This window comes from Chelatococcus albus, assembly GCF_030067675.1.
Classification (GTDB): Bacteria; Pseudomonadota; Alphaproteobacteria; order Rhizobiales; family Beijerinckiaceae; genus Chelatococcus_A; species Chelatococcus_A albus.
In genome coordinates, this window is sequence record NZ_JASJEV010000004.1 from 48976 (window position 1) to 70695 (window position 21720).

General features: G+C 69.2%; 21 protein-coding genes. 9 read left to right on the plus strand and 12 right to left on the minus strand.

The genetic code is table 11. The annotated features are described in order from the left end of the window. The first annotated feature begins 147 nt into the window (after window positions 1-147). Window positions 148-978, plus strand: coding sequence for a 3'(2'),5'-bisphosphate nucleotidase CysQ family protein (locus tag QNA08_RS07850; protein ID WP_283740144.1), 831 nt, complete (start codon window positions 148-150; stop codon window positions 976-978). A gap of 7 nt (window positions 979-985) precedes the next feature. On the opposite strand, the gene QNA08_RS07855 is transcribed toward QNA08_RS07850, so the two are convergent. After that, complete coding sequence (locus tag QNA08_RS07855; protein ID WP_283740145.1) at window positions 986-1501, minus strand: YHS domain-containing (seleno)protein; 516 nt, start codon at window positions 1499-1501, stop codon at window positions 986-988. A gap of 138 nt (window positions 1502-1639) precedes the next feature. On the opposite strand from QNA08_RS07855, the gene QNA08_RS07860 reads away from it, so the two are divergent. From QNA08_RS07860 to QNA08_RS07870, 3 genes are all read left to right on the plus strand, one after another. Continuing rightward, complete coding sequence (locus QNA08_RS07860; RefSeq protein WP_283740146.1) at window positions 1640-2224, plus strand: DUF1134 domain-containing protein; 585 nt, start codon at window positions 1640-1642, stop codon at window positions 2222-2224. Between the two features lie 141 nt (window positions 2225-2365). After that, the gene (locus QNA08_RS07865) at window positions 2366-3541 is read left to right on the plus strand and encodes a coiled-coil domain-containing protein (protein ID WP_283740147.1); all 1176 of its coding nucleotides are present in this window, start codon (window positions 2366-2368) and stop codon (window positions 3539-3541) included. A 109-nt stretch (window positions 3542-3650) separates the two neighbouring features. After that, window positions 3651-4142 carry a low affinity iron permease family protein gene (locus tag QNA08_RS07870; protein WP_283740148.1) on the plus strand — a complete coding sequence of 164 codons (492 nt, stop codon included), beginning with the start codon at window positions 3651-3653 and terminating at the stop codon, window positions 4140-4142. On the opposite strand, the gene cysN is transcribed toward QNA08_RS07870, so the two are convergent. The 11 genes from cysN to QNA08_RS07925 form a co-directional block, all read right to left on the minus strand. Further along, the gene (gene cysN / locus QNA08_RS07875) at window positions 4128-6050 is read right to left on the minus strand and encodes a sulfate adenylyltransferase subunit CysN (RefSeq protein ID WP_283740149.1); all 1923 of its coding nucleotides are present in this window, start codon (window positions 6048-6050) and stop codon (window positions 4128-4130) included. The genes QNA08_RS07870 and cysN overlap by 15 nt on opposite strands. After that, the gene (gene cysD, locus QNA08_RS07880) at window positions 6050-7015 is read right to left on the minus strand and encodes a sulfate adenylyltransferase subunit CysD (protein WP_283740150.1); all 966 of its coding nucleotides are present in this window, start codon (window positions 7013-7015) and stop codon (window positions 6050-6052) included. The genes cysN and cysD overlap by 1 nt, the downstream gene beginning before the upstream one ends. Window positions 7016-7034: 19 nt before the next feature. Beyond that, window positions 7035-7556 (minus strand): DUF934 domain-containing protein, encoded by a 522-nt coding sequence (locus tag QNA08_RS07885; protein ID WP_283740151.1) that lies wholly within the window; start codon window positions 7554-7556, stop codon window positions 7035-7037. Next, entirely contained in the window at window positions 7556-8311 is a 756-nt protein-coding gene (locus QNA08_RS07890) for a phosphoadenylyl-sulfate reductase (RefSeq protein ID WP_283740152.1), read from the minus strand. Before QNA08_RS07890 ends, QNA08_RS07885 begins: the two co-directional genes overlap by 1 nt. Next, window positions 8295-9959, minus strand: coding sequence for a nitrite/sulfite reductase (locus QNA08_RS07895; RefSeq protein ID WP_283740153.1), 1665 nt, complete (start codon window positions 9957-9959; stop codon window positions 8295-8297). The genes QNA08_RS07890 and QNA08_RS07895 overlap by 17 nt, the downstream gene beginning before the upstream one ends. A gap of 45 nt (window positions 9960-10004) precedes the next feature. Beyond that, entirely contained in the window at window positions 10005-10331 is a 327-nt protein-coding gene (locus tag QNA08_RS07900; protein ID WP_283740154.1) for a DUF2849 domain-containing protein, read from the minus strand. An 11-nt stretch (window positions 10332-10342) separates the two neighbouring features. Continuing rightward, window positions 10343-11770 carry a siroheme synthase CysG gene (gene cysG / locus QNA08_RS07905; RefSeq protein ID WP_283740155.1) on the minus strand — a complete coding sequence of 476 codons (1428 nt, stop codon included), beginning with the start codon at window positions 11768-11770 and terminating at the stop codon, window positions 10343-10345. A gap of 161 nt (window positions 11771-11931) precedes the next feature. Further along, a complete protein-coding gene (locus QNA08_RS07910) occupies window positions 11932-12969 on the minus strand; it encodes a sulfate/molybdate ABC transporter ATP-binding protein (RefSeq protein WP_283740156.1) in 1038 nt (345 codons plus the stop codon). A 13-nt stretch (window positions 12970-12982) separates the two neighbouring features. Next, a complete protein-coding gene (gene cysW / locus QNA08_RS07915; RefSeq protein WP_283740157.1) occupies window positions 12983-13864 on the minus strand; it encodes a sulfate ABC transporter permease subunit CysW in 882 nt (293 codons plus the stop codon). Continuing rightward, the gene (gene cysT / locus QNA08_RS07920) at window positions 13857-14711 is read right to left on the minus strand and encodes a sulfate ABC transporter permease subunit CysT (protein ID WP_283740158.1); all 855 of its coding nucleotides are present in this window, start codon (window positions 14709-14711) and stop codon (window positions 13857-13859) included. The genes cysW and cysT overlap by 8 nt, the downstream gene beginning before the upstream one ends. Continuing rightward, a complete protein-coding gene (locus tag QNA08_RS07925) occupies window positions 14708-15748 on the minus strand; it encodes a sulfate ABC transporter substrate-binding protein (protein ID WP_283740159.1) in 1041 nt (346 codons plus the stop codon). The genes cysT and QNA08_RS07925 overlap by 4 nt, the downstream gene beginning before the upstream one ends. A gap of 600 nt (window positions 15749-16348) precedes the next feature. Here QNA08_RS07925 and QNA08_RS07930 point away from each other — a divergent pair. From QNA08_RS07930 to QNA08_RS07950, 5 genes are all read left to right on the plus strand, one after another. Beyond that, window positions 16349-16567 (plus strand): hypothetical protein, encoded by a 219-nt coding sequence (locus QNA08_RS07930; RefSeq protein ID WP_283740160.1) that lies wholly within the window; start codon window positions 16349-16351, stop codon window positions 16565-16567. 674 nt (window positions 16568-17241) lie between these two features. Beyond that, the gene (locus QNA08_RS07935) at window positions 17242-18342 is read left to right on the plus strand and encodes a methionine ABC transporter ATP-binding protein (protein WP_283740161.1); all 1101 of its coding nucleotides are present in this window, start codon (window positions 17242-17244) and stop codon (window positions 18340-18342) included. Beyond that, window positions 18332-18997 (plus strand): methionine ABC transporter permease, encoded by a 666-nt coding sequence (locus QNA08_RS07940; RefSeq protein WP_283740162.1) that lies wholly within the window; start codon window positions 18332-18334, stop codon window positions 18995-18997. The genes QNA08_RS07935 and QNA08_RS07940 overlap by 11 nt, the downstream gene beginning before the upstream one ends. A 35-nt stretch (window positions 18998-19032) precedes the next feature. Then, window positions 19033-19821 carry a MetQ/NlpA family ABC transporter substrate-binding protein gene (locus tag QNA08_RS07945; protein WP_283740163.1) on the plus strand — a complete coding sequence of 263 codons (789 nt, stop codon included), beginning with the start codon at window positions 19033-19035 and terminating at the stop codon, window positions 19819-19821. Window positions 19822-20010: 189 nt separating this feature from the next. Then, window positions 20011-21717 carry an adenylate/guanylate cyclase domain-containing protein gene (locus QNA08_RS07950; RefSeq protein ID WP_283740164.1) on the plus strand — a complete coding sequence of 569 codons (1707 nt, stop codon included), beginning with the start codon at window positions 20011-20013 and terminating at the stop codon, window positions 21715-21717. Window positions 21718-21720: the final 3 nt, after the last annotated feature.

Below are 21720 nucleotides of genomic sequence, written 5' to 3' on the forward strand. Positions count from 1 at the left end.
CCTAGTCCAGGGCGCGATGTGATACACCCTCGAACGGAATCCCGAAAGGGCCGCCCCGTCGCAGCACGGCCCGCCCCGCGCCGCTTGCAAAGCCGGGCGAGAGCGCCGAAACACGGGTTCCTGGAAGTCCTGTCCGCCGGATGCACGATGTCCCTCGACCTCGAAGCTCGCGACGACGTCGCCCTGCTCCTCGGCACCATCGCCCGCCGGGCCGGTGCCGCCATCCTCGACGCATTCGAACGGGGCCTCGCGACCCGCGGCAAGGCCGATGGCAGCCTCTGTTCCGATGCGGATCTCGCAGCCGAGGAGTGCATTCTGGCGGCCCTCGACAGGGCCTTTCCCGGCCTGCCCGTCATCGCCGAAGAGCGCACCGCCGCTGGCGGCGCGACCGACGTGGCCGATGTCTTCTTTCTCGTCGACCCGCTCGACGGGACGAGCGACTTCATCGCCGGCACGGGCGAGTACACGGTCAACATCGCCGCGGTCTCCGGCGGCCGCCCGATCGCCGGAGCGATCTACTCGCCCCAGATGGAACATCTGTGGATCGCGGGGCGCAGGGCGATGACGGCTGCCGCCCGCCCCGGGGACGCCGCCGCCGGCCTCGGTCCCTGGCGGGATCTCGCCGTCCGCCCGGCGCCGAGAGAAGGCCTCGTGGCGCTGGCGAGCCGGCGCCACGGCGACGCCGCGACGGAGGCTTTCCTCGCGCGCCTGCCGAGGCACGAGCGGCGGGCGGCATCGTCCTCGCTGAAGTTCTGCCTGATCGCCGCGGGCGAGGCAGACGTCTACCCGCGCTTCGGCACGACCATGGAATGGGACACGGCGGCGGGAGAGGCCATTCTCACGGCGGCCGGTGGCATCGTCACCGATCCGAGCGGCGCTCCCCTCGTCTACGGGCGCACGGACAGCCGCTTCGCCAATGGCCCCTTCATCGCCTGGGGAGACAAGACCTTCGCCGCCCGCATGACGCAGGCGGCGTGACCAGCATCTAATAGACGAGCTGCTTCTCGACGCCGGGCCAGCGCGCCTCGGCCTTGTCGGCGAGTGCGCCATCACTCACGAAGCGATCGCGCGCCTCCTGCGTGCGGAAGACGTAAAGCCTCTCGCCGACGATGGCGAAGATCGCCGGATCGGCCTCGACCACGAGGCCACGCGCGCAGGCTTCCGCATCATAGCCGCCGCAACGCGGCAGATAGGCCCCCGGCTCACGCCTGAAGGCCTCGAGATTGGCGGCGCTGGCGAAGCGCCACACGACGCCGCGCCAGATGAGTTCGTGCTCGGCCCGCCCCGCCCGCGCGGCGCCCTCGGCGAAATAGGCCACGGGATCGTAGCCGAAGAGGGCCAGGCCGCTCAGGCCGTCCGCCAGCATGCGCTCGCTAAGGCCGACGAGCGGCACGCGCACCGGTGCAGCGCCCCCGGAGGCGGCGTGGGCGATGCCGGCCGCCAAGGCGGCGAGAATCGCCAGGATGGTGCGGAGACGGGCGCTATGCCTTGCCGGCGACACGTTTGGCTCCAATGCTCGTAATGCGACTCGGATCCTGCACGCTGTGCAGGCGAAGGCCTACAACCCTGATGTAAGGGAGGCGTTCATAAAATCCATCGTATTTGATGCAACTCACGCCATCGTCTGAGGAGGCAGGAGATGAGATCAGCCCTGCGCTTCGCCGTCATGCTCGCCGCAACCGCCTGGCTCGCTTGCGGCAGCGCCTTCGCGCAACAGGGCACGCCGCCGACACAACGGCCCGAAACCTTCTCGCCGAACGAACTCGTCGATTCCGGACACAAGTTCTTCGGCAACATCTCCCGCGGCCTCGCGCTCACCATCCAGGAGGCGGTGCGCCGCTGGGGCGAGCCGAACGGCTACATCCTCGGCCAGGAAGGCAGCGGCGCCTTCATCGGCGGCCTGCGCTACGGCGAGGGCGTGCTCTACACCCGCAACGCCGGCGACCGGCGCGTCTTCTGGCAGGGGCCTTCGCTCGGCTTCGATTTCGGCGGCGACGGAGCGCGTACCATGATGCTCGTCTACAACCTGCCCTTCGTCGACGCGATCTATCAGCGGTTCGGCGGCGTCGATGGCTCGGCCTATCTCGTCGCCGGATTCGGCATGACGGCGCTTAACGCCAACGGCATCACGGTCGTGCCCATCCGGTCCGGCGTCGGCGCCCGCCTCGGCCTGAACCTCGGCTATCTGAAGTTCACGCAACAATCGACCTGGAACCCCTTCTGATGCTCCGCCCCGTCGCCCGCGGCGCTGGAATCCGCCGGCGCGCCATGGCAGTGTCCATGTGACGGCGCCGTCCCGTACCACCGCGGAGCGGCGACCGCAGGGTTTTGGACTGAACGATCGCGCAACCGAAGGATCCCGGCGGTGATCGAGACGATCATGGTCTTCGCGCTCGGGTTCCTGACAGCGACCCTCATCGCGCTTCTTGTTCTGCCGGCCGTCAACCGTCGCGCCGAGCGCCTGGCCAAGCGGCGCATCGAGGCGATCTTCCCCCTGTCTATCGAGGAGCTGTCGGCCGAGCGCGACCACCTGCGCGCCGAGTTCGCCGTCACTGCGCGGCGCCTGGAGCGCGAGGCGGAGGCGGCCCGCGCCGCCAGGAGCGCCGACCGCGAAGAGCTCGGCCGGCGTGCCGTCGCCATCAAGAAGCTGCAGGACGAAATCGCGGAGCACAAGACGGCCGTCGCCGGGCTCGAGAGCGCCCTTGCCCAGAGCCGCGACAGCCTGGCGCAGGAACGGGCTGTGCTGGAGGAGACGAGCCGCGCCCTCGGGGAAGCGCGCGCCGCCCTCGCCGAGCGCGAAGCCGCCCATGCCGCTCTCGACGGCCGGCACCGCGAGACGCTGGGGGATCTCGACACCAAGCGCATCACCATCGCCGAACTCGAAACGCGCATCGAGGCGCTCAACGCGCGCATCTACGAGACGGAACACGCGCTCGCCGCACGGGAACAGGACCTCGCCGCGGCCGGCCAGCGCATCGCCGAACTCGATCGCCAGCTCACCGACGAGCGAACCCACGGGCGCGTCCTCGAAGACCGCATCGCCTCGCTCACCAGGCTGCGGGACGAACTGCGCCAGCACGTGGAGCGGCTGGAGGCGAGCGAGGTGGAATTTGCCGCCAAGCTCACCGAGGTCGTGGCCAATGCGTCACGTCGAGAAGCAGTGCTCGCGCAGCGCGATGCGGAACTCGCCGCCATGCAGTCGAAGCTGATCGCCGTCGAGGGCGAGCTCGCGGAACGCACGGCTGCGGCGCGCAGCGGCCGCGGGGCGCTCGAGGAAACCGTCGAGGTCCTGCGTGCGGAGAAGCTGACACTCGAAGCCGCCCTCGAACAGGCCCGCGCCGACCGAGCCGGCCTGCAGCGCAAGTTGAACCTCCTGCGACGGGAGGGACGGGCCGCGGACGAAGAGATCAGGGCCGAGAACGCGGCCCTGCGAGCACGCATTGAAGGCGTGGCAGCCGAGATCGCCCGGCTCTCGGGACGCCAGGTCAACGGCCCGGCACGCGACAATGCCGGGGCAGGCAGCCGCCGCCGTCCGGCCTGACCGAGACCTCCCCTCGCTCACAGTCCGTGGCGGCAGCGCGCTCTGGCATCGCCATTGTCCGCAGGCGTACGCTCGGCGCTGGTGGAAGGCGAGACGAGGGAGGCCGCTCATGCGATATGCGCGGTACAAGGCGGCGGCGCGCAAGCCGGACAGGTTCAGCCGCTTCGCGACCCTGGTGGCGCACTGGGCGGGCAAGCCCGTCGTGTTCGGCTGCGCCCTCGCCGCCATGATCCTCTGGGCCCTCGTCGGCCCCTTCTTCGGCTTCTCGGATGTGTGGCAGCTCAGCGTCAACACCGGGACGACGATCATCACCTTCCTCATGGTGTTCGTCATCCAGAACACACAGAACCGCGATTCCGCCGCCATCCAGATCAAGATCGACGAGCTGATCCGGGTGAGCAAGGAGGCCCACAACTCCCTGCTCGATCTCGAGGAACTGTCCGAAGAAGAGCTGGAGGAGTTCCGCGCCCATTACGAAATGCTGGCACGCGAGGCCCGCGCCCGCAGCATGCGGCGTGCGCACCGGGCGGACGAGAACGCGGGACACGAGCGCTCAACGAAGAACGCCCCCACCCGCGGCCCAAAGTCAGAGCGCGGCTGAGTCCTCTGCCGTCGGCCGCACACCCGAGATCAGGGGCTCGACGAGGGCGACGACCCGCTCGGCGAGCGCTTCCGCGTCCGCGGCCGCGGCATCGAGAACGAGCTCGGGCGCGAGCGGCGGCTCATAGCTCTGGGCGACGCCGGTGAGCGACGCGATCTTGCCCTCGCGCGCCTGGGCATAGAGCCCCTTCGGGTCACGCGCGGCGCACAATTCCGCCGGAGCGTCGACGAAGACCTCGACGAATTCGCCCTCGGCGAAGCGGGCGCGCAGGCGCTCCCGGTCGGCCCGCACCGGCGAGACGAAGGCGCAAAGCACGACGAGGCCCGCCTCGGTCATGAGGCGCGCCACCTCGCCGGCACGCCGCACGTTCTCGCCCCGGCTCGCGAGGTCGAAACCGAGATCGGCGTTGAGCCCCTGGCGCAGGTCGTCCCCGTCGAGCATCGCCGTATGCCGCCCGAGCGCATGCAGCTTGCGCTCGACCAGATTGGCGATGGTCGACTTGCCGGAGCCCGGCAGGCCAGTGAACCAGACGACGAGCGGGCGCTGGTGCTTGAGCCCGGCGCGGGCGGCACGGTCCACGTCGAAGCCGTGGCGGTGCACGTTGGTCGCGCCGAGCGCCTCCCGCACCATGCCGGCCGCGACGGTGGCATTGGAGAAGCGGTCGACGAGGATGAAGGCTCCCGTCTCGCGGTTGTCCTCGTAGACGTCGAAGGCAACGGGCGAAACGGTCTCGATCTCGGCGAGACCGATGGCGTTGAGGCCGAGCGTTTCGCTCTGCCGCTCGGCGAGCGTCTCCACGTCGAGAACGGAGCGGATCGCCCTCACCGTCGCGGGCACCGTGCGTGTGCCGATCTTCAGGAGCACGGAACGACCCGGCAGGAGCGCATCGTCCGTCATCCACACGAGCCGCGCCAGGAAGCGCGTGGTCACCGACGGCCGCGCCTTGGGCTCGGCGAAGACCTCGCCGCGGGGAGCGTCGATCTCGTCGGCGAGCACGAGCGTGACGGCATCGCCTGCCACCGCCTCGGCGCGGTCGCCGTCGAAGGTCGCGATGCGCTTTACCTTGCTCTGACGCCCGGACGAGGCGGCAACAATCGGATCGCCAATGCGCACGCGGCCGCTTGCCACCGTGCCGGAGAATCCGCGGAAGTCGAGGTTCGGCCGGTTCACCCACTGCACGGGCAGGCGGAAGGGCAGATCCTGCGCGGCCTCATCGACGTCCACCTCCTCGAGATGCCCGATGAGGGTCGGCCCGCCGTACCAGGGCGTGGCCGCGCTCGGTGCGGTGACGTTGTCGCCGAAGCGGGCCGAGAGCGGGATGGGCACGATGGAACGGAAGCCGAGCTCGTCGGCGAAGGCGTGGAAATCGGCGACGATGCGCTCGAACACCGCCCGGTCGTAGCCGACGAGGTCGATCTTGTTCACGGCCAGCACGACGTGCCGGATGCCGAGGAGTGCGGCGATGACGCTGTGGCGCTTCGTCTGCGTCAGCACGCCCTTGCGCGCGTCGACGAGCAGGATGGCGAGATCGGCATTCGAGGCGCCGGTCGCCATGTTGCGCGTGTACTGCTCGTGGCCAGGGGTATCGGCGACGATGAAGGACCGGCGCGGCGTCGAGAAGTAGCGGTAGGCGACGTCGATGGTGATGCCCTGCTCGCGCTCGGCCTCGAGCCCGTCCACGAGCAGGGCGAAGTCGATGTCGCCGCCCGTCGTGCCATGGCGGCGCGAGTCGTTTTCGAGCGAGGCGAACTGGTCCTCGAAGATCGCCTTGGTCTCGTAGAGCAGCCGCCCGATGAGGGTCGACTTGCCGTCGTCCACCGAGCCGCAGGTGAGGAAGCGCAGGAGGCCGCGCCCGGCGGGCACGGGCGCGGCAACGGGACGGGCGAGTGTTGCGACGGCGGCCGACATCAGAAATAGCCCTCGCGCTTCTTGCGTTCCATGGACGCCTTGTCGTCGTGGTCGATGACTCGACCCTGGCGTTCAGAGGCACGTGAGGTCACGAGCTCGTGCACGATCTCCTCGACCGTCCGTGCGTCGGACTCGACGGCGCCGGTGAGCGGATAGCAGCCGAGCGTGCGGAAGCGGACGCGACGTGGCTCGGGCCGCTCGCCCGGCTCGAGCGGCATGCGCGCGTCGTCGACCATGATGAGCGCCCCGTCACGCTCGACGATCGGCCGCTCGGCAGCGAAATAGAGCGGCACGACGGGGATATTCTCGGCCAGGATGTATTGCCAGACGTCGAGCTCGGTCCAGTTCGACAGGGGGAAGACGCGCATGGACTCGCCCCTGGCGATGCGCGTGTTGTAGAGGCGCCAGAGTTCCGGCCGCTGGTTGCGCGGGTCCCAGGCATGGGCCGCCGTGCGGTGGGAGAACACGCGCTCCTTGGCGCGGCTCTTCTCTTCGTCGCGCCGCGCACCGCCGAAGGCCGCGTCGAACCCCCACTTGTCCAGTGCCTGCTTCAGCGCTTCCGTCTTCATCACCTGCGTGTGCAGCGACGAGCCGGAGCGGAACGGATCGATGCCGCGGGAGGCGCCCTCCGGATTGACGTGGACGAGAAGCTCCCAGTCGAGCGCCTTCGCCGTCGCGTCGCGGAAGGCGATCATCTCCCGGAACTTCCACGTCGTGTCGACATGCAGCAGCGGGAACGGCGGCTTGCCGGGCCAGAACGCCTTGCGCGCGACGTGCAGCATCACGGAGGAGTCCTTGCCGATGGAATAGAGCATCACCGGATGGCGGAACTCCGCCGCCACCTCGCGCATGATGTGGATCGCCTCCGCCTCGAGCCGCCGAAGATGCGGCGAGAGCGCCGGGCGCGGTGCGGCGGCGGACGGAGCGTCGAGGGGCGCGAGCGTCGCAGCTTCGGAGAGATACATCGGCGGACGATCCTCGAACTCACGGATGGGCGGCGGCACGGCGCAGCCACGGACGGGCGCCGGCGAGGCGGTGTTCCACCGCCTCGAGCCCGGCTGGCTGGTAGTGATGCGTGACGGGAGAGACGGCGCCGGCCTGCAAGGCGGCGATCGTGCCCGCGTGCGTCACTTCGAGCGCGTCGATGCCGCAGCGCCACATGAAGCGCACCTGGTCGCGCAGCACATTGCCGCTCGCACGCAGCTCGCCCCGGTAGCCGTGCTCCTCGCGCAGCATGCGTGCCAGCGAATAGGCGCGGCCGTCGGTATACTTCGGGAATGGAAGCACAACGAGCGCGAAACGGTGGATGTCGGCCTCGATGCCGGCGAGGCCCTCGCCCGGCTCGATAATGATCCCGAGCGGCGCATTGCGGCCGGCGAGAGCCTCACGCTCGGCGAGGAAGCGCGCCTTGCCAAGCACGATGGCGCCGTCGGACGGCACGTCGTCCTCGGCGGCGAGGAAGCGCCATGTGTCCTCGACGAAGGAACCGTTCTTGTAGAGGGCCATCAGGCACTTCTCCGCGTGACACCGGTGGGGGCGATGTGAATGCCGCATTCGGTCTTCGACGAGCCGCGCCAGCGGCCGGCGCGCGGGTCCTCGCCGGGCTCCACCGGCGTCGTGCACGGGGCGCAGCCGATGGAGAGGAAGCCCTTGGCGACGAGCGGGTGCGCCGGCAGCCCGTGCTCGCGCATGTGGGCCGCGATCTCGCCCGGGCCCCAGGCGGCGAGCGGCGTCACCTTGATATGCGTCGCATCCGCCTCGAAGACCGGCACGGTCGCCCGCGTCGCCGCCTGGAAGCGCTTGCGCCCGGTGATCCAGGCGGTGAAGGGCTTCAGGGCCCCGGCGAGCGGCTGCACCTTGCGCAGGGCGCAGCAGCGGTCGGCGTCGATCGAGAAGAGCGCGCCATAGGGATCGGCCGCCGCCATGGCGTCCGGATCGGGGCCGACGGTGCGCACGCCGGTGAGCCCGAGGCGCGCGACGAGCGCATCGCGATAGGCAAGCGTCTCGGGAAAGAGGCGCCCCGTGTCGACGAAAACGACCGGCAGGGCGCGATCGACCTCCGCCGCGAGATGCAGGAGGACCGCCGACTCGGCACCGAAGCTCGACACGAGCGCGATCTCGCCCGGGAAAAACTCGCGGATCGCGAGGCGCAGCACGTCCGCCGCCGGCAGGGTACCGTGCGCGGCCTCGAGTTCGGCGGCGCGGCGGGCAAGCGGCGAGCCCGCCCGGGCCCCCGCCGTCAACTCATCCAGCGTCGGCATAGAGCGCCTCCCGGAACGGAGCCTCGCCCAGCCGGCGGAAGGCGGCGAGGAATGTCTCGCCGGGCCCCTGGCGCAGCTTGAGATAGGTGTCGACGATGGTCTCGACGGCGTCGACCACCTCCTCCGACGAGAAGCCCTTGCCGACGATCTCACCGATCGAGCACATCTCGTCGCCCGAGCCGCCGAGCGTGATCTGGTAGAACTCCTCGCCCTTGCGGTCGACACCGAGGATGCCGATGTGGCCGACGTGGTGGTGGCCGCAGGCGTTGATGCAGCCCGAGATCTTGATCTTCAGGTCGCCGATCTCGCGCTGGCGCGCCGGATCGCCGAAGCGCTCGGCGATGCGCTGCGCCACGGGGATTGAACGCGCATTGGCGAGCGAGCAGTAGTCGAGGCCCGGGCAGGCGATGATATCGGTGATGTAGCCCGCATTGGGCGTCGCGAGGTCCGCCTTCTGAAGCGCAGCGTAGACGACCGGCAGGTCGTCGAGCCTGACGTGCGGCAGCACAAGGTTCTGCTCGTGGCTGACGCGCACCTCGTCGTGGGCATAGGCCTCGGCGATGGCGGCCACGGCCTCCATCTGCTCGGCGCTGGCGTCACCGGGGGGCGCGCCGATCGCCTTGAGCGAGATGGTCACGCTCGCATAGCCTGGCACCTTGTGGGTGGTGACGTTGCGCGCCACGAATTCCGCAAGGCCGGCGTCGAGGGCTTTCGCCCGCTCCAGGGTCACAGAGCGCGCCGGCAGCTCCTCGAAGGCCGGCGGCGCGAAATAGGCCGCGATGCGGTCGATCTCCTCGCGCGGCAGCAGGAGCACACCACGCCGACGGACCTGCTCGTACTCCTCCTCGATCTGGCGGGCGATCTCGTCGACGCCGGCCTCATGCAGGAGGATCTTGATGCGCGCCTTGTACTTGTTGTCCCGGCGGCCGTAGAGGTTGTAGACGCGCAGGATCGCCTCGCAGTAGCTGAGGAGCTCCGCTTCCGGCAGGAAGTCGCGCACCTTCTTCGCGACCATCGGCGTGCGCCCGAGGCCGCCGCCGACATAGACGGAAAAGCCGATCTCGCCGGCCTCGCCCCTCTTCACGTGCAGGCCGATGTCGTGCACCTGGATGGCCGCCCGGTCGTGCTCGGCCGCGGTGACGGCGATCTTGAACTTGCGCGGCAGGAACGAGAATTCCGGGTGGAGCGACGACCACTGGCGCAGGATCTCGGCATAGACGCGCGGGTCCGCCACCTCGTCGGCGGCGGCGCCGGAGAAATGGTCGGCCGAAACGTTGCGGATGCAGTTGCCGGAGGTCTGGATGGCGTGCATCTCCACCTCGGCGAGCTCGCCGAGGATCGCCGGCACGTCCTCGAGCCTGATCCAGTTGAACTGCAGGTTCTGACGCGTGGTGAAATGGCCGAAGCCGCGGTCATAGGTCCGCGCGATGCGCGCGAGCCGGCGCAGCTTCGTCGCGTTCAGCGAGCCGTAGGGAATGGCGATGCGCAGCATGTAGGCATGCAGCTGCAGGTAGACGCCGTTCATGAGCCTGAGCGGCCTGAACTCGTCCTCCGTCAGTTCGCCCGAGAGCCGGCGGGCCACCTGGTCGCGAAACTCCGCGACGCGCTCGGCCACGAACCGCCGGTCGAACTCGTCGTAACGATACATGCCTGCCTCGCTTCCCTCTTTCGTCCGTGTCGGCCGCCCGGCGCCTCAGATGGCCGCGGCGTGCAGATAGGCGCTCACCTCGACGATGGTCGGCCCGCCTGCGGCGCGGATCGCCTCGCGCAGGAGCACCGGCATGATGCGACCATCCTCCTCGCGCACGTCGACGAGATAGGGCTCGACGACGATGTTGCGGGCCGCGTCCGCGGTCGCGGCATCGAGCAGCACCGCCGCCTCCTCCCTGCCCCGCACGAGCTGGGCCTCGTCGATCGCCCTCACCCAGCGTCCGTCGGGCGCGCGAAAGACGACGAGCCCGCTCTCGAGGGCGTTCGCCGTCACCACCTGGGGGCCTGCGCCCTTGGCGTCCTTCTTCATGGTCTTCTCCTTCAGGCCACCGCGGCGAGAACCGGCGCAGCGGCAGCGGGAACGATGGGCTCGGCATCGGCGAGAGCGCCGTGCGCCACGGCCGGGCCGACGAGGATGAGCACGGGCCCGTCGACATCCGCGCGAGCGGCGAGGGCCGGCAGGTCGGCAAGCGTTCCGGCGAAGAGGCGCGCCTCGGCACGGCCGGCGTTCTCGACGGCGAGCACCGGCGTTTCCAGGGCGACGCCCCCGGCGAGGAAGCGCTCGCGCGTCTCGGCCGCAGCAGTGCGGCCCATGTAGACGGCGACCGTGCCGCCGGCGGCCGCGATAGCGGGCCAGCCGGCCGGCTCGCTCCCTTCTGCGCCATGGCCGGTGGCGAAGGTGAGGGAGGCGGCAACGCCGCGCAGCGTCAGCGGCACCCCGGCATCCGCCGCGGCGGCGAGGGCGGCGGTGACACCGGGCACGACCTCGACGCGGATGCCCGCGGCGCGGAGGGCGGCGAGCTCCTCCCCCGCGCGGCCGAAGACCAGCGGGTCGCCCGCCTTGAGGCGTGCCACGCGCTTGCCTTCGCGGGCGAGACGCACGAGCAGGGCGTCGATCTCCCCTTGCGTCACCGAATGGCGGCCCTTGGCCTTGCCGACGCCGATGCGCTCGGCGTCGCGCCGCCCCATCTCGATGACCGCGTCGGGCACAAGGCGGTCATGCACGATGACGTCGGCTTCGAGCAGCAGCCGTTGGGCTCGCAGCGTGAGCAGATCGGCCGCGCCCGGGCCTGCGCCAATGAGCCAGACGATGCCGGCCTCCTCCCCTGTCGACCCGGCGAGGGCTGAGAGCGCCGCGCGGCGCGCGGCGGCGAGGTTCCCCGCGAGCGCGAGATCGGCGGCGCGGCCGTCGATCAGGCGGTTCCAGAACCGCAGCCGCTGTGCATTCGTCGGCAGCGCCGAGAGGATGGCCGAGCGCAGCGACCGGGCGAGCTCGCCGAGGCGGCCGAATTCCGGCGGCAGCAGGGCCTCGATCGCGGCCCGCAGGCGCTGTGCGAGCACCGGAGCAAGGCCATCGGTGGAAATGGCGACCGCAACCGGCGCCCGATCGACGATGGCCGGCACGGCGAAGTCGGACAGATGCGGCCGGTCGACCACATTGACCGGGATGCCCGCCGCGCGCCCAAGCCCGGCGAAAATCGCATCGCGGTCCTTGTCGCCTGTGGCGACGAAGAGAAGGGCGGCATCCGCGAGATCCGCGAGCGTCAGCTCCGAGGTGCGATGCTCGATGCCGTGTTCCGCCGCGAAGGCCGTGAGCGCCGGTTCTGCTTCAGCCGTGACCAAGCGCAGATGCGCCTGCGATTTGGCGAGGAGGCGCAGCTTGGCAAGCGCCGCACCCGTGCCGCCGGCCACCACCACGGCCTTGCCGGCCACGTCGAAGGAGATGGGGAAGAAGCGGAGCCTCGGCACGTAAATAACGCCTCACGTCGTGTTTTTTATCATAAAACACGATAGCACGTGAGTTTATATCTGAAAATACAAATTTACTAAGTATATTTTTCGCCCCTTCCCGGACCAGCCGGCTGTTCCGCCGCGCCCTCGCCGGAGGGCGCACCCCGGTCGGATCGCGATCAGGCCGGAAAGAGCCGCGCCTTGAGGATGTGCAGACCGATGCGGTCGCCCACCTGCAGGGGCCTCTGAGTCGGGACCTCCACCTCGAGGACATTGCCTCCGGCATCGAGCCGCACCTCCGCCCGGCGGCCGTTCGCCGTGCGGCGCAGGCTCGTCACCCGTCCGGCAAGTCCCGAGCAATCGCCGTTCGTCAGCACCACGTCGGTCGGTCGAAGATAGAGCGCGCCGCCGCCCGCATCCGCTGCCGCCACCTCGATGTCGAGCGCCGTGCCGCCGAGCAGCACGCGCCCCTCCCGCACCTCGACCGGCAGGCGCGCCGTATCCCCGACGAAAGACATGACGAAGGGGGAGGCCGGATGATCGTAGACCTCGTCGGCAGTGCCGATCTGCTCCAGACGTCCGTCGTTCAGGATGGCGACGCGATCGGCGAGTTCCAGCGCCTCGTCCTGGTCGTGGGTGACGAAGACGGTGGTGTGGCCGGTGCGGTCATGGATGTCGCGCAGCCAGCGGCGCAACTCCCGACGCACCTTCGCGTCGAGTGCGCCAAAGGGCTCGTCGAGCAACAGCACCCGCGGCTCGACCGCGAGCGCCCGCGCCAGCGCGACGCGCTGGCGCTGGCCGCCGGAGAGCTGGGCGGGATAGCGGTTCTCCAACCCCGAGAGCTGGACGAGGTCGAGGAGGTCGAGCACGCGACGGCGGATGGCGTCGCGCGCCGGGCGCTCCGCCCGACGGCGAACGTTCAGGCCGTAGGCCACGTTGTCGAACACGCTCATGTGCCTGAACAGCGCATAGTGCTGGAAAACGAAGCCGACGCGCCGCTGCTGCACCGACAGACCGGTCGCGTCCTCGCCGCCGAAGAGGACATGCCCCTCGCTCGGAATCTCGAGGCCGGCGATGACGCGCAGCAGCGTCGTCTTGCCGGAGCCCGAGGGGCCGAGCAGGGCAACGAGTTCGCCCGTCCGGATGTCGAGGCTTACGCCCCTGAGCGCGGCCGTCCCGTCGTAATCCTTGACGATTCCCGCCACGCGGATGTCCACGGTCCCGCTCCGCTCAGTGGGCACCCCGACCCGAGAGAGCGTCTCCGTATCGCCACTCGAGCACGGATTTCGCCGCCAAGGTGACGAGGGCGAGGAGAGCAAGGAGCGAGGCGACGGCAAAGGCAGCGATGAAGTTGTACTCATTGTAGAGGATCTCCACGTGCAGCGGCATCGTATTCGTCAGTCCGCGAATATGGCCGGAGACGACCGACACCGCGCCGAATTCGCCCATGGCGCGGGCGTTGCAGAGAAGGACGCCGTAGAACAGGCCCCAGCGGATGTTGGGCAGCGTCACCGTGAGGAAGGTGCGCAGGCCCGAGGCTCCGAGGCTGAGTGCCGCCTCTTCGTCCGCCGTTCCCTGCTCCTGCATGAGCGGAATGAGTTCCCGGGCCACGAAGGGAAAGGTGACGAAGACCGTCGCGAGCACGATGCCCGGCAGGGCAAAGATGACCTCGATACCGTGCGCCTTGAGGAACGGCCCGAACAGGCCCTGTGCCCCGAAGAGAAGAACGTAGACGAGGCCCGACACGACCGGCGACACGGAGAACGGCAGGTCGATGAGCGTGACGAGCAGGCTCTTGCCCGCGAAAGCGAATTTCGCAATCGCCCAGGCGGCCGCCACGCCGAAGACGAGATTGAGCGGCACCGCGATGGCCGCGACCGTCAGGGTGAGGCGGATGGCGGCCTGGGCATCGGGATCGTCGAAGGCCGAGAGATAGGTTCCGATACCGCCCTTGAAGGCCTCGACGAAGACAACGACGAGCGGGAGCACCAGGAACAGTGCCAGGAAGGAAAGCGCGGCGAGCGCAAGCGCAAGGCGCGCGCCCGCCCCCTCGGTCGTGACGCGGCGCCCCCTCCCCTCGCGCGCCGGCGCCGGCAGGACGGTGTCAGACATGACCGAACCTCCTGCGGCTCCAGGCCTGGATGAGGTTGATGGCGAGCAGCGCCGCGAAGGACATGCCGAGCATGATCGTCGCGATTGCGGTCGCGCCGGCGTAGTTGAACTCCTCGAGCTTGATGACGATGAGAAGCGGCGCGATCTCCGAAACGTAGGGCATGTTGCCGGCGACGAAGATGACCGAGCCGTATTCGCCGACCGCTCGCGCGAAGGCGAGGGCGAAGCCCGTCAGGACCGCCGGCAGGAGCGGCGGCAGGAGCACCCGCCGGAGCGTCTGCCCGCGCGTCGCCCCCAGCGTGGCGGAGGCCTCCTCGAGCTCGCGGTCGATCTCCGCGATCAGCGGTTCGACCGTGCGCACGGCGAAGGGCAGACCGACGAAGACGAGGGCGATGAAGATGCCGAGCGGGGTGAAGGCGATCCTGAGGCCGAGCGGCTCGACGAGCCGGCCGATCCAGCCGTTCGGCGCGTAGAGGGCCGCGAGCGCGATGCCCGCAACCGCGGTGGGCAGGGCGAAGGGCAGGTCGACCGCGGCATCGATGAGCTTGCGGCCGGGAAAGCGGTAGCGCACGAGGACCCAGGCGACGATCAACCCGAAGACCGCATCCACGATCCCGGCCGCAAGCGAAAGGCCGAAGCTCGTGCGCAGCGCCGCCAGCACGCGCGGCTCCATCGCCGCCGCCCACAGACCCGAGAGGCCGATGCTCGACGCCTTGAGCACGAGCGCCGCCAGCGGCAGGAGGACGATGAGCCCGAGATAGGCCAGGGTGTAGCCGAAGGCGATGCCGAAGCCCGGGATCGCGCTCGGCCGTCGCAATCGACGCAGAGGAGGCGCTGCTGCCGTCATGGGCGCGCCGCCTTCATGATCTGGTCGAAGACGCCGCCGTCGTCGAAATGCTCCTTCTGGGCCTTGGCCCAGCCGCCGAACAGCCCGTCGATGGTGAAGAGCTCGAGCTTGGGCAGGCGGGCGAGATCGGCCGGAGCGGCGGCCTCCGGCTTCACCGGCCGGTAGAAGTGCCTGGCGATGATCGCCTGCGCCGCCGGCGTGTAGAGGAAGGCGAGATAGGCCTGCGCCACCTGACGCGTGCCCCTGGCGTCGACATTGCCGTCGACGAGAGCCACCGGCGGTTCGGCCAGGATCGAGAGCGAGGGCACGACGATCTCGAACTTGTCCTCGCCGAATTCCTTGAGTGTGAGGAAGGCCTCGTTCTCCCAGGCGACGAGCACGTCGCCGATGCCGCGCTGGGAGAAGGTGACGGTGGCGCCGCGCGCGCCGGTGTCGAGCACCGGCACATTGCGGAAGAGCGCGGTGAGGAAGGTCCGCGCCTCGGCTTCGTCACCGCCGCTCTTCGTCAGGGCGTAACCCCAGGCGGCGAGGTAGTTCCAGCGCGCCCCGCCCGAGGTCCTGGGGTTGGGCGTGACGACCTGGAGGCCGGGCCTGGCGAGGTCGTCCCAGTCGCGGATCCCCTTGGGATTGCCCTTGCGCACGACGAAGACGATGGTCGAGGTGTAGGGGGCGGAATTGTGCGGCAGGCGGCTCTGCCAGTTCGCCGGGATCTTGCCGGTGACTGCGGCGATGGCGTCGATGTCCGCCGCGAGCGCCAGGGTGACGACGGCCGCGTCGAGCCCGTCGATGACCGAGCGGGCCTGCTTGCCTGAGCCGCCGTGCGATGTGCGGATGGTCACGGTCTCGCCCGTCCTCGCCTTCCAGTCCGCCGCGAAGGCGGCATTGAGGTCGCGGTAGAGCTCCCGCGTCGGATCATACGACACGTTCAGCAGCACCGTCTCGGCTCGCGCGAAGCTCGCAAAAGCCGCGAAGAGCACGATCGTGGCCAGGAGAATGAGGCCGTGGCGCACCAGAGCAACCTGATGAGACGTCAGCATGGGCCTCCCTTTCGGCTGGAAAGCACCCCACGCGGGGCATTCCACATATCATCAGCGACGCCGATGACATTTGCAACATAGCGTTTGTAGATTTGTATATTTTACGGCAGTAATTTGTATTTACGCTTTGTCCGCCGCCCGTCGCTCATCGCGGCCCGTGCCGTCCTCCCTGTCCTCACCCGCGCTTCCCGACGCCAGAACGACACCCGCTGGCAGCATCGGGCATGCTGCAAATTCGAATAACATAAATTCTAGATTTTTTATAGAATTTACCTTGACTCGACTCGCCGGCCATGCGAGACAGCCCTTGTTCGGGGCGGACAGCCGTCGCGAACCGCGGTGATTTGACGGAAGCAGCTTGCGCCGCGTGATCAAACGCTAAAGCGCCACGAAGGGACTTCGTGGCTCCGAAACCCTGGAGGATGCCATGGCCTCTCGCTCTTCCCTCCCTGCCACAAGCCGGCGCTCGTGCCTCGGATGCTGCCGTTCAGCGGCCAAGGGTGCCTGTCGCGTCATCTGCGCCTGACGAGCGACAGCAACTCCGCACTCACGTGACGATGGTTCGAGCGCGCCGGTCTGAAGCCGGCAAAGGGAAGTGCCATGACCACCAGCTATTCCTCCGACGCCTATGTCATCGAAGTCGCCGGCCGCACCGCCGGCATCGTGGCCCGCGGCGAGCGGGGATTCCACTTCTTCGCGGCGAGCCGCACCTTCGATGCGCTCGACGGCCGCGTCTTCAGGAGGCCCAACGATGCAGAGCGCGCCGTGGCGCGCCACCTTGCAGGGCGGAAGGTGCATCAAGCGGCCGTTCATGCCTGAAGGAGACCGACCGTGCTCACCGCATCCCTCATGCACGTCACACGCATCCCCCGGGCGACGCCGCTTCAGATCACCCGTTTCCTCGACGCGTTCTGTTCCTTCGAACTCCATCCCATGCACTGCCGCTTTTGGGACGCACGGCTGCACGGCCGGTGACGGGCGGCAGGGTTTCCCCGGCTCGCGCGGTTCAGGCGACACTTCTCCTTCCTCTCGGTCGCCTTCCTTCCGGGGCGCCGGCTCGGCCGGCGCCCCGGCCTTTGCCCTTGTCGCCGCTCACACTCGTTCGGCAAACCGAACGAAAGTCCAGTTTGGCGATCATTTGCTGTTGACAGAGAAGGACGGATCAGGCCATTTAGCCATGCTGCACCACGGTAATTCGTTGTCCAGCCGCGGGAATTTGACGGAGCAGCTTGCGCCGCGACACCAAGCGCTAAAGCGCCACGAAGCGAATTCGTGGGCCTCCTGAACGATAGGGAACGAACCCATGATGCGCTCAATGCGGTGTCGCTGACGGCAGAGCCCCGCAGTCATCGGTCTTCGCCCGGCAATGACCGGCGGCGAGGCGATGACAAAGCCCCGACTTTCCATCGAGTTTCGATCATGTTCGAGAGCCCGACGCGCCGATCGATGCCGGCGCTCGCCGTCCGTCCGCTATCCGGGGGACGAGCAAGACAATGAACGCGCCGGTCATCAATGCAGGAGCCGGGCCGAGCGGAACCACCCCGGTCGATGCCCTCGTCCGCTTCCAAGGGGTCACCAAGACCTACCCCGCCCGGAGGGGCTCGGCCGCGGTCGAAGCTCTCGCGGGCATCGATCTCGCCGTGCCGCGCGGCTCGATCCTCGGCGTCATCGGTCGTTCGGGAGCCGGCAAATCGACCCTCATCCGCCTCGTCAACGGGCTGGAGAGGCCGACGCACGGCTCGGTCTTCGTCGATGGCGTCGACGTCGCCGCCCTTGCCGAGGCGGAGCTGCGCGAAGTGCGCCGGTCGATCGGCATGATCTTCCAGCATTTCAACCTCCTGTCCTCGCGCACGGTCTATGGCAACGCCGCACTGCCGCTCGAGATCGCGGGCCTGCGCCCGGCCGAGATCAGGGCGCGCGTCGAGCCGCTGCTCGACCTCGTCGGCCTTGCCGACAAGCGCGACCGCTATCCGGCGGAACTGTCCGGCGGACAGAAGCAGCGCGTCGGCATCGCCCGCGCCCTCGCGACCAAACCCAAGGTGCTGCTGTCGGACGAGGCGACGTCGGCCCTCGATCCGGAGACGACGCGCTCGATCCTCGACCTCCTCGGCACCATCAACCGCGAGCTCGGGCTTACCATCCTGCTCATCACGCACGAGATGGTCGTGATCCGCGGCATCGCCCATCGCGTCGCCGTCATCGACGGCGGCCGCATCGTCGAGGAGGGCGACGTCTTCGACATCTTCACGCGGCCGCAGAATGCGACCACCCGCTCCTTCCTCGCCGACGAGACCGGCCGCAACCTGCCGGCCTTCGTCGCCGGCAGGCTGAGGCCCGAGCCGGTCGCCGGCGGCCAGACCGTGCTGCGCATCGTCTTCCGCGGCCCCTTCGCCACCCACCCTGTGCTCTCGCAACTCTCCCGCGCCCTCGGCATCGACGTGAACATCCTCGGCGGCGCCGTGGATGCCATCGCCGGACGGCCTTTCGGCGCCCTCGTCGTCGGCATTCCGAGCGAGGCCGCGGTGCTCGCCAGAACACTGAGCTTCCTCGCGGAGCGGGGGCTCGACAGGGAGGTCATCGGCCATGTCGCCTGACATCCTTCGCCTCATTGCCCAGTCCACGGCCGACACGCTCTACATGGTGGCGGTCGCCACCCTGCTCGGTACGCTCGTCGGCCTGCCCCTCGGCGTCTTCCTGGCGACGAGCCGCAAGGGCGAGCTCCTTGCGGCAGCGTGGGCGAACGCCGCCCTCGGCCTTCTCGTCAATGCCACGCGCTCGACGCCCTTCATCATCCTCGTCGTCGCCATCATTCCCTTCACCCGTCTCGTCGCCGGCACGTCGATCGGCACGACGGCAGCCATCGTGCCGCTCACGGTGGCGGCGACCCCCTTCATCGCCCGCCTCGTCGAGGCCGCGGTGCGCGAGGTCGACCAGGGCCTCGTCGAGGCCGCCCGCGCCATGGGCGCCACCCCGATCCAGATCGTCGCCAAGGTGCTGATCCCGGAGGCGCTGCCCGGCATCGTGCTCGGCCTCACGCTCGCCGTCGTCAGCCTCATCGGCTTCTCGGCCATCGTCGGCGTCGTGGGCGGCGGTGGCCTCGGCGACCTCGGCATCCGCTACGGCTACCAGCGCTTCATGCCCGATGTGATGGCGACCGTCGTCGTCGTGCTCATCGTCCTCGTGCAGGGCGTCCAGAGCCTCGGCGACCGGCTGGCGCGCCGCGTCAACAAGCGCCTGCGCCGCGCCTGATTCCCCTTCCCAATGCAACTCCCACGGAGAGCCTCATGAAGACCCGTATCGTCGCGGCGGGGGTCGCCGCCCTCCTCATCACTATCGGCCTTGCCGGCAAGGCGCTGGCCGAGACCATCAAGATCGGCGCCACCGCCGGCCACCACGCCGAGATCCTGGAGAAGGTGAAACCCATTGCCGCCAAGAAGGGGCTCGACATCGTCATCGTCGAGTTCTCCGATTACGTCGTGCCGAATACGGCCCTCGACGCCGGCGAACTCAACGCCAACTCCTTCCAGCACCAGCCCTATCTCGACAACCAGAAGGCCGATCGGGGCTTCAGGATCGAGAGCGTCGCCACGACAGTGAACTTCCCGATGGGTATCTATTCGAAGAAGCACAAGTCGTGGGAGACGGTGCCGAACGGCGCCACGATCTCGATCCCCAACGACCCGACCAACGGCGGGCGGGCCCTGCTCCTCCTGCAGGACCGTGGCATCATCAAGCTGAAGGAGGGCGTCGGCTTCAAGCCCAGCCCGATCGACATCGTCGACAATCCGAAGAAGCTCAGGTTCCTCGAGGTCGACGCCGCGCAGACGCCGCGCTCGCTCGAAGACGTGGACGCGGCAGCGGTGAATACGAACTACGCCACGCCTGCGGGCCTCGACCCGAAGGATGCGATCCTGCGCGAGGATCCGAAGGGGCCCTACGTCAATGTCATCGCCGTGCGCTCGGTCGACAAGGACAAGCCGTGGGTGAAGACGCTCGTCGAAGCCTACCACACGCCTGAGGTGAAGGCCTTCGTCGCGGAGAAATGGAAGGGGTCGGTGCTGTCAAGCTGGTGAGCCGCGACGAGCGCCCGTCCCTGCGAGGCGAGCCCCGGACGCCCCCGTCCGGGGCTCTTTCCTTTCCACCCGCGCGGCGTATCAATGGATCGCCTCTTGCGTCACCGAAGCGGATGGCATGGGCCGTCCGCGTCGATCGGACAGCGGGGCCGTCTTCACTGAGGCAGGGCAAGGGAGCAGGGTAAGATTGTGATAAGCCTCGCCGGCTGGGCGGCACTTTACTTCGCGCTTTCCCTCGCTGCCGACAGGCTGGCGGGCGGGCCGGACGGCGTGGTCGCGGTCTGGCCGGCGGCCGGCCTCGCGCTCTTCCTCACCTTGAGCTACGGCCGGCGGGGGCTTCTGCCGATCGCCATCGGAGCCTTCCTCAGTGCGGCCCCCGCCTGGGCGAGCCCCGGCATGATGCTGGTCCAGATCCTCCTGGGCGCGGCGAGCCTCGCCGGCGCCGTGGCGGGCGCGGGTGCTTACGACGCTCTCGCCGATCACCATCGGACGATGCAGACGATCGGCCGGCTGCGACCGGGCCACCCATTCCGGGGCCATCCCGCCGCTCCCGGCGCGACGCGGGCGCCCGCCGGGGCCGGATCGTTGATGCTCGGCGGCAGCGTCTTCGCTGAACCGATGCGCATGATCGCGCTTCTCGTCGGCGGCGGCCTCGGCTTCTCCCTCGTCGGCGCCGCGGTGGGAACGCTCGTCCTGCATCTCTCGAACGCCTTTCCCGGCAGCGAGCGGCTTGCGGACCTGCCCGGCCGGTTCACGCCCTGGTTCATCGCCGACCTCGCGGGTGCGGTGCTCGTCGCGCCCTTTCTCATCGCCTGGAGCGAGAGCGGGCCGTGGGGGCGCGTTCCCGCGGCCGTCGCCGCGCTGTGGGCCGGGCTGATCGCTGTCTCTCTCGGCGCGCTCGCCACCGAGCTGCCGCCCAACCTCGAGAATGCAACCGTGCTGCTGCTGCTCGGGCCGGCGCTGGCAGCGGCGGCCTTCACGACGAGCGCACGCGCCTTCACCACCATCCTCCTCACGGGCGCGACGATGGCGCTCGCCGTGGTGCTCTCGCACGATCCTGACAAGCCGACCGAGGCGGAGGTCGTGACCCTCCTCCTCGTCCAGCTCTATATCGTGTCCATCTCCTTCACCCATCTCATCCTCTACGCCGCCATTGCCGAGAACCGGCGCTCGATCGCCGAGCGGGTGAACCTCGCCAAGCATTTCTCGCCGAACATGGTGGAGCTCATCGCCAAGCTCGGGCGGCCCTTCGAGAAACCGCGCCGGCAGGTGGCGACGGTGCTGTTCTGCGATCTGCGCAATTTCACGAGCCTGTCGGAACGTGCCGGCCCGGAGGCAACGATGGAACTGCTGCGCGCCTTCCACCGCACGATGTCGGACATCGTCTTCGCGCATGGCGGCACGCTCGACCGCTACATCGGCGACGGCCTGATGGCGGTTTTCGGTGTGCCCGAGCCGGCGCCTGACGATGCCCTGCGCGCGCTGCGCTGCGCGGAGGACATGACGGCGGCCCTCGCAGCCCTGAACGACAGGCGCCGGTCGCGTGACCTGCCGCCGCTCGACATGGGCATAGGCCTGCATACCGGCGAGGTCGTGCTCGGAGAGATCGGCTCGGAGAGCACCCTGTCGGTGACGGTGGTCGGCGACACGGTGAATGCCGCGAGCCGGCTGCAGGCCCTGTCGCGCGAGATCGGCGCCGCCATCGTCATGAGCAACGAGACGCTCGGCGCCGCCAAGGCCCTGCCGGCGGCGCGGGAGCTCGCCCTCGTCGGGCATCTCGCCCATGTCGGGCACGTGCATTTGCGGGGGCGCCGGCAGGAAACCGATACCTGGGCGCTGATGCGGCCCGCAGCCTCGGCGCCGCCCGCCGCTGCATCGGGGGATGCGAGCGGCTGACGA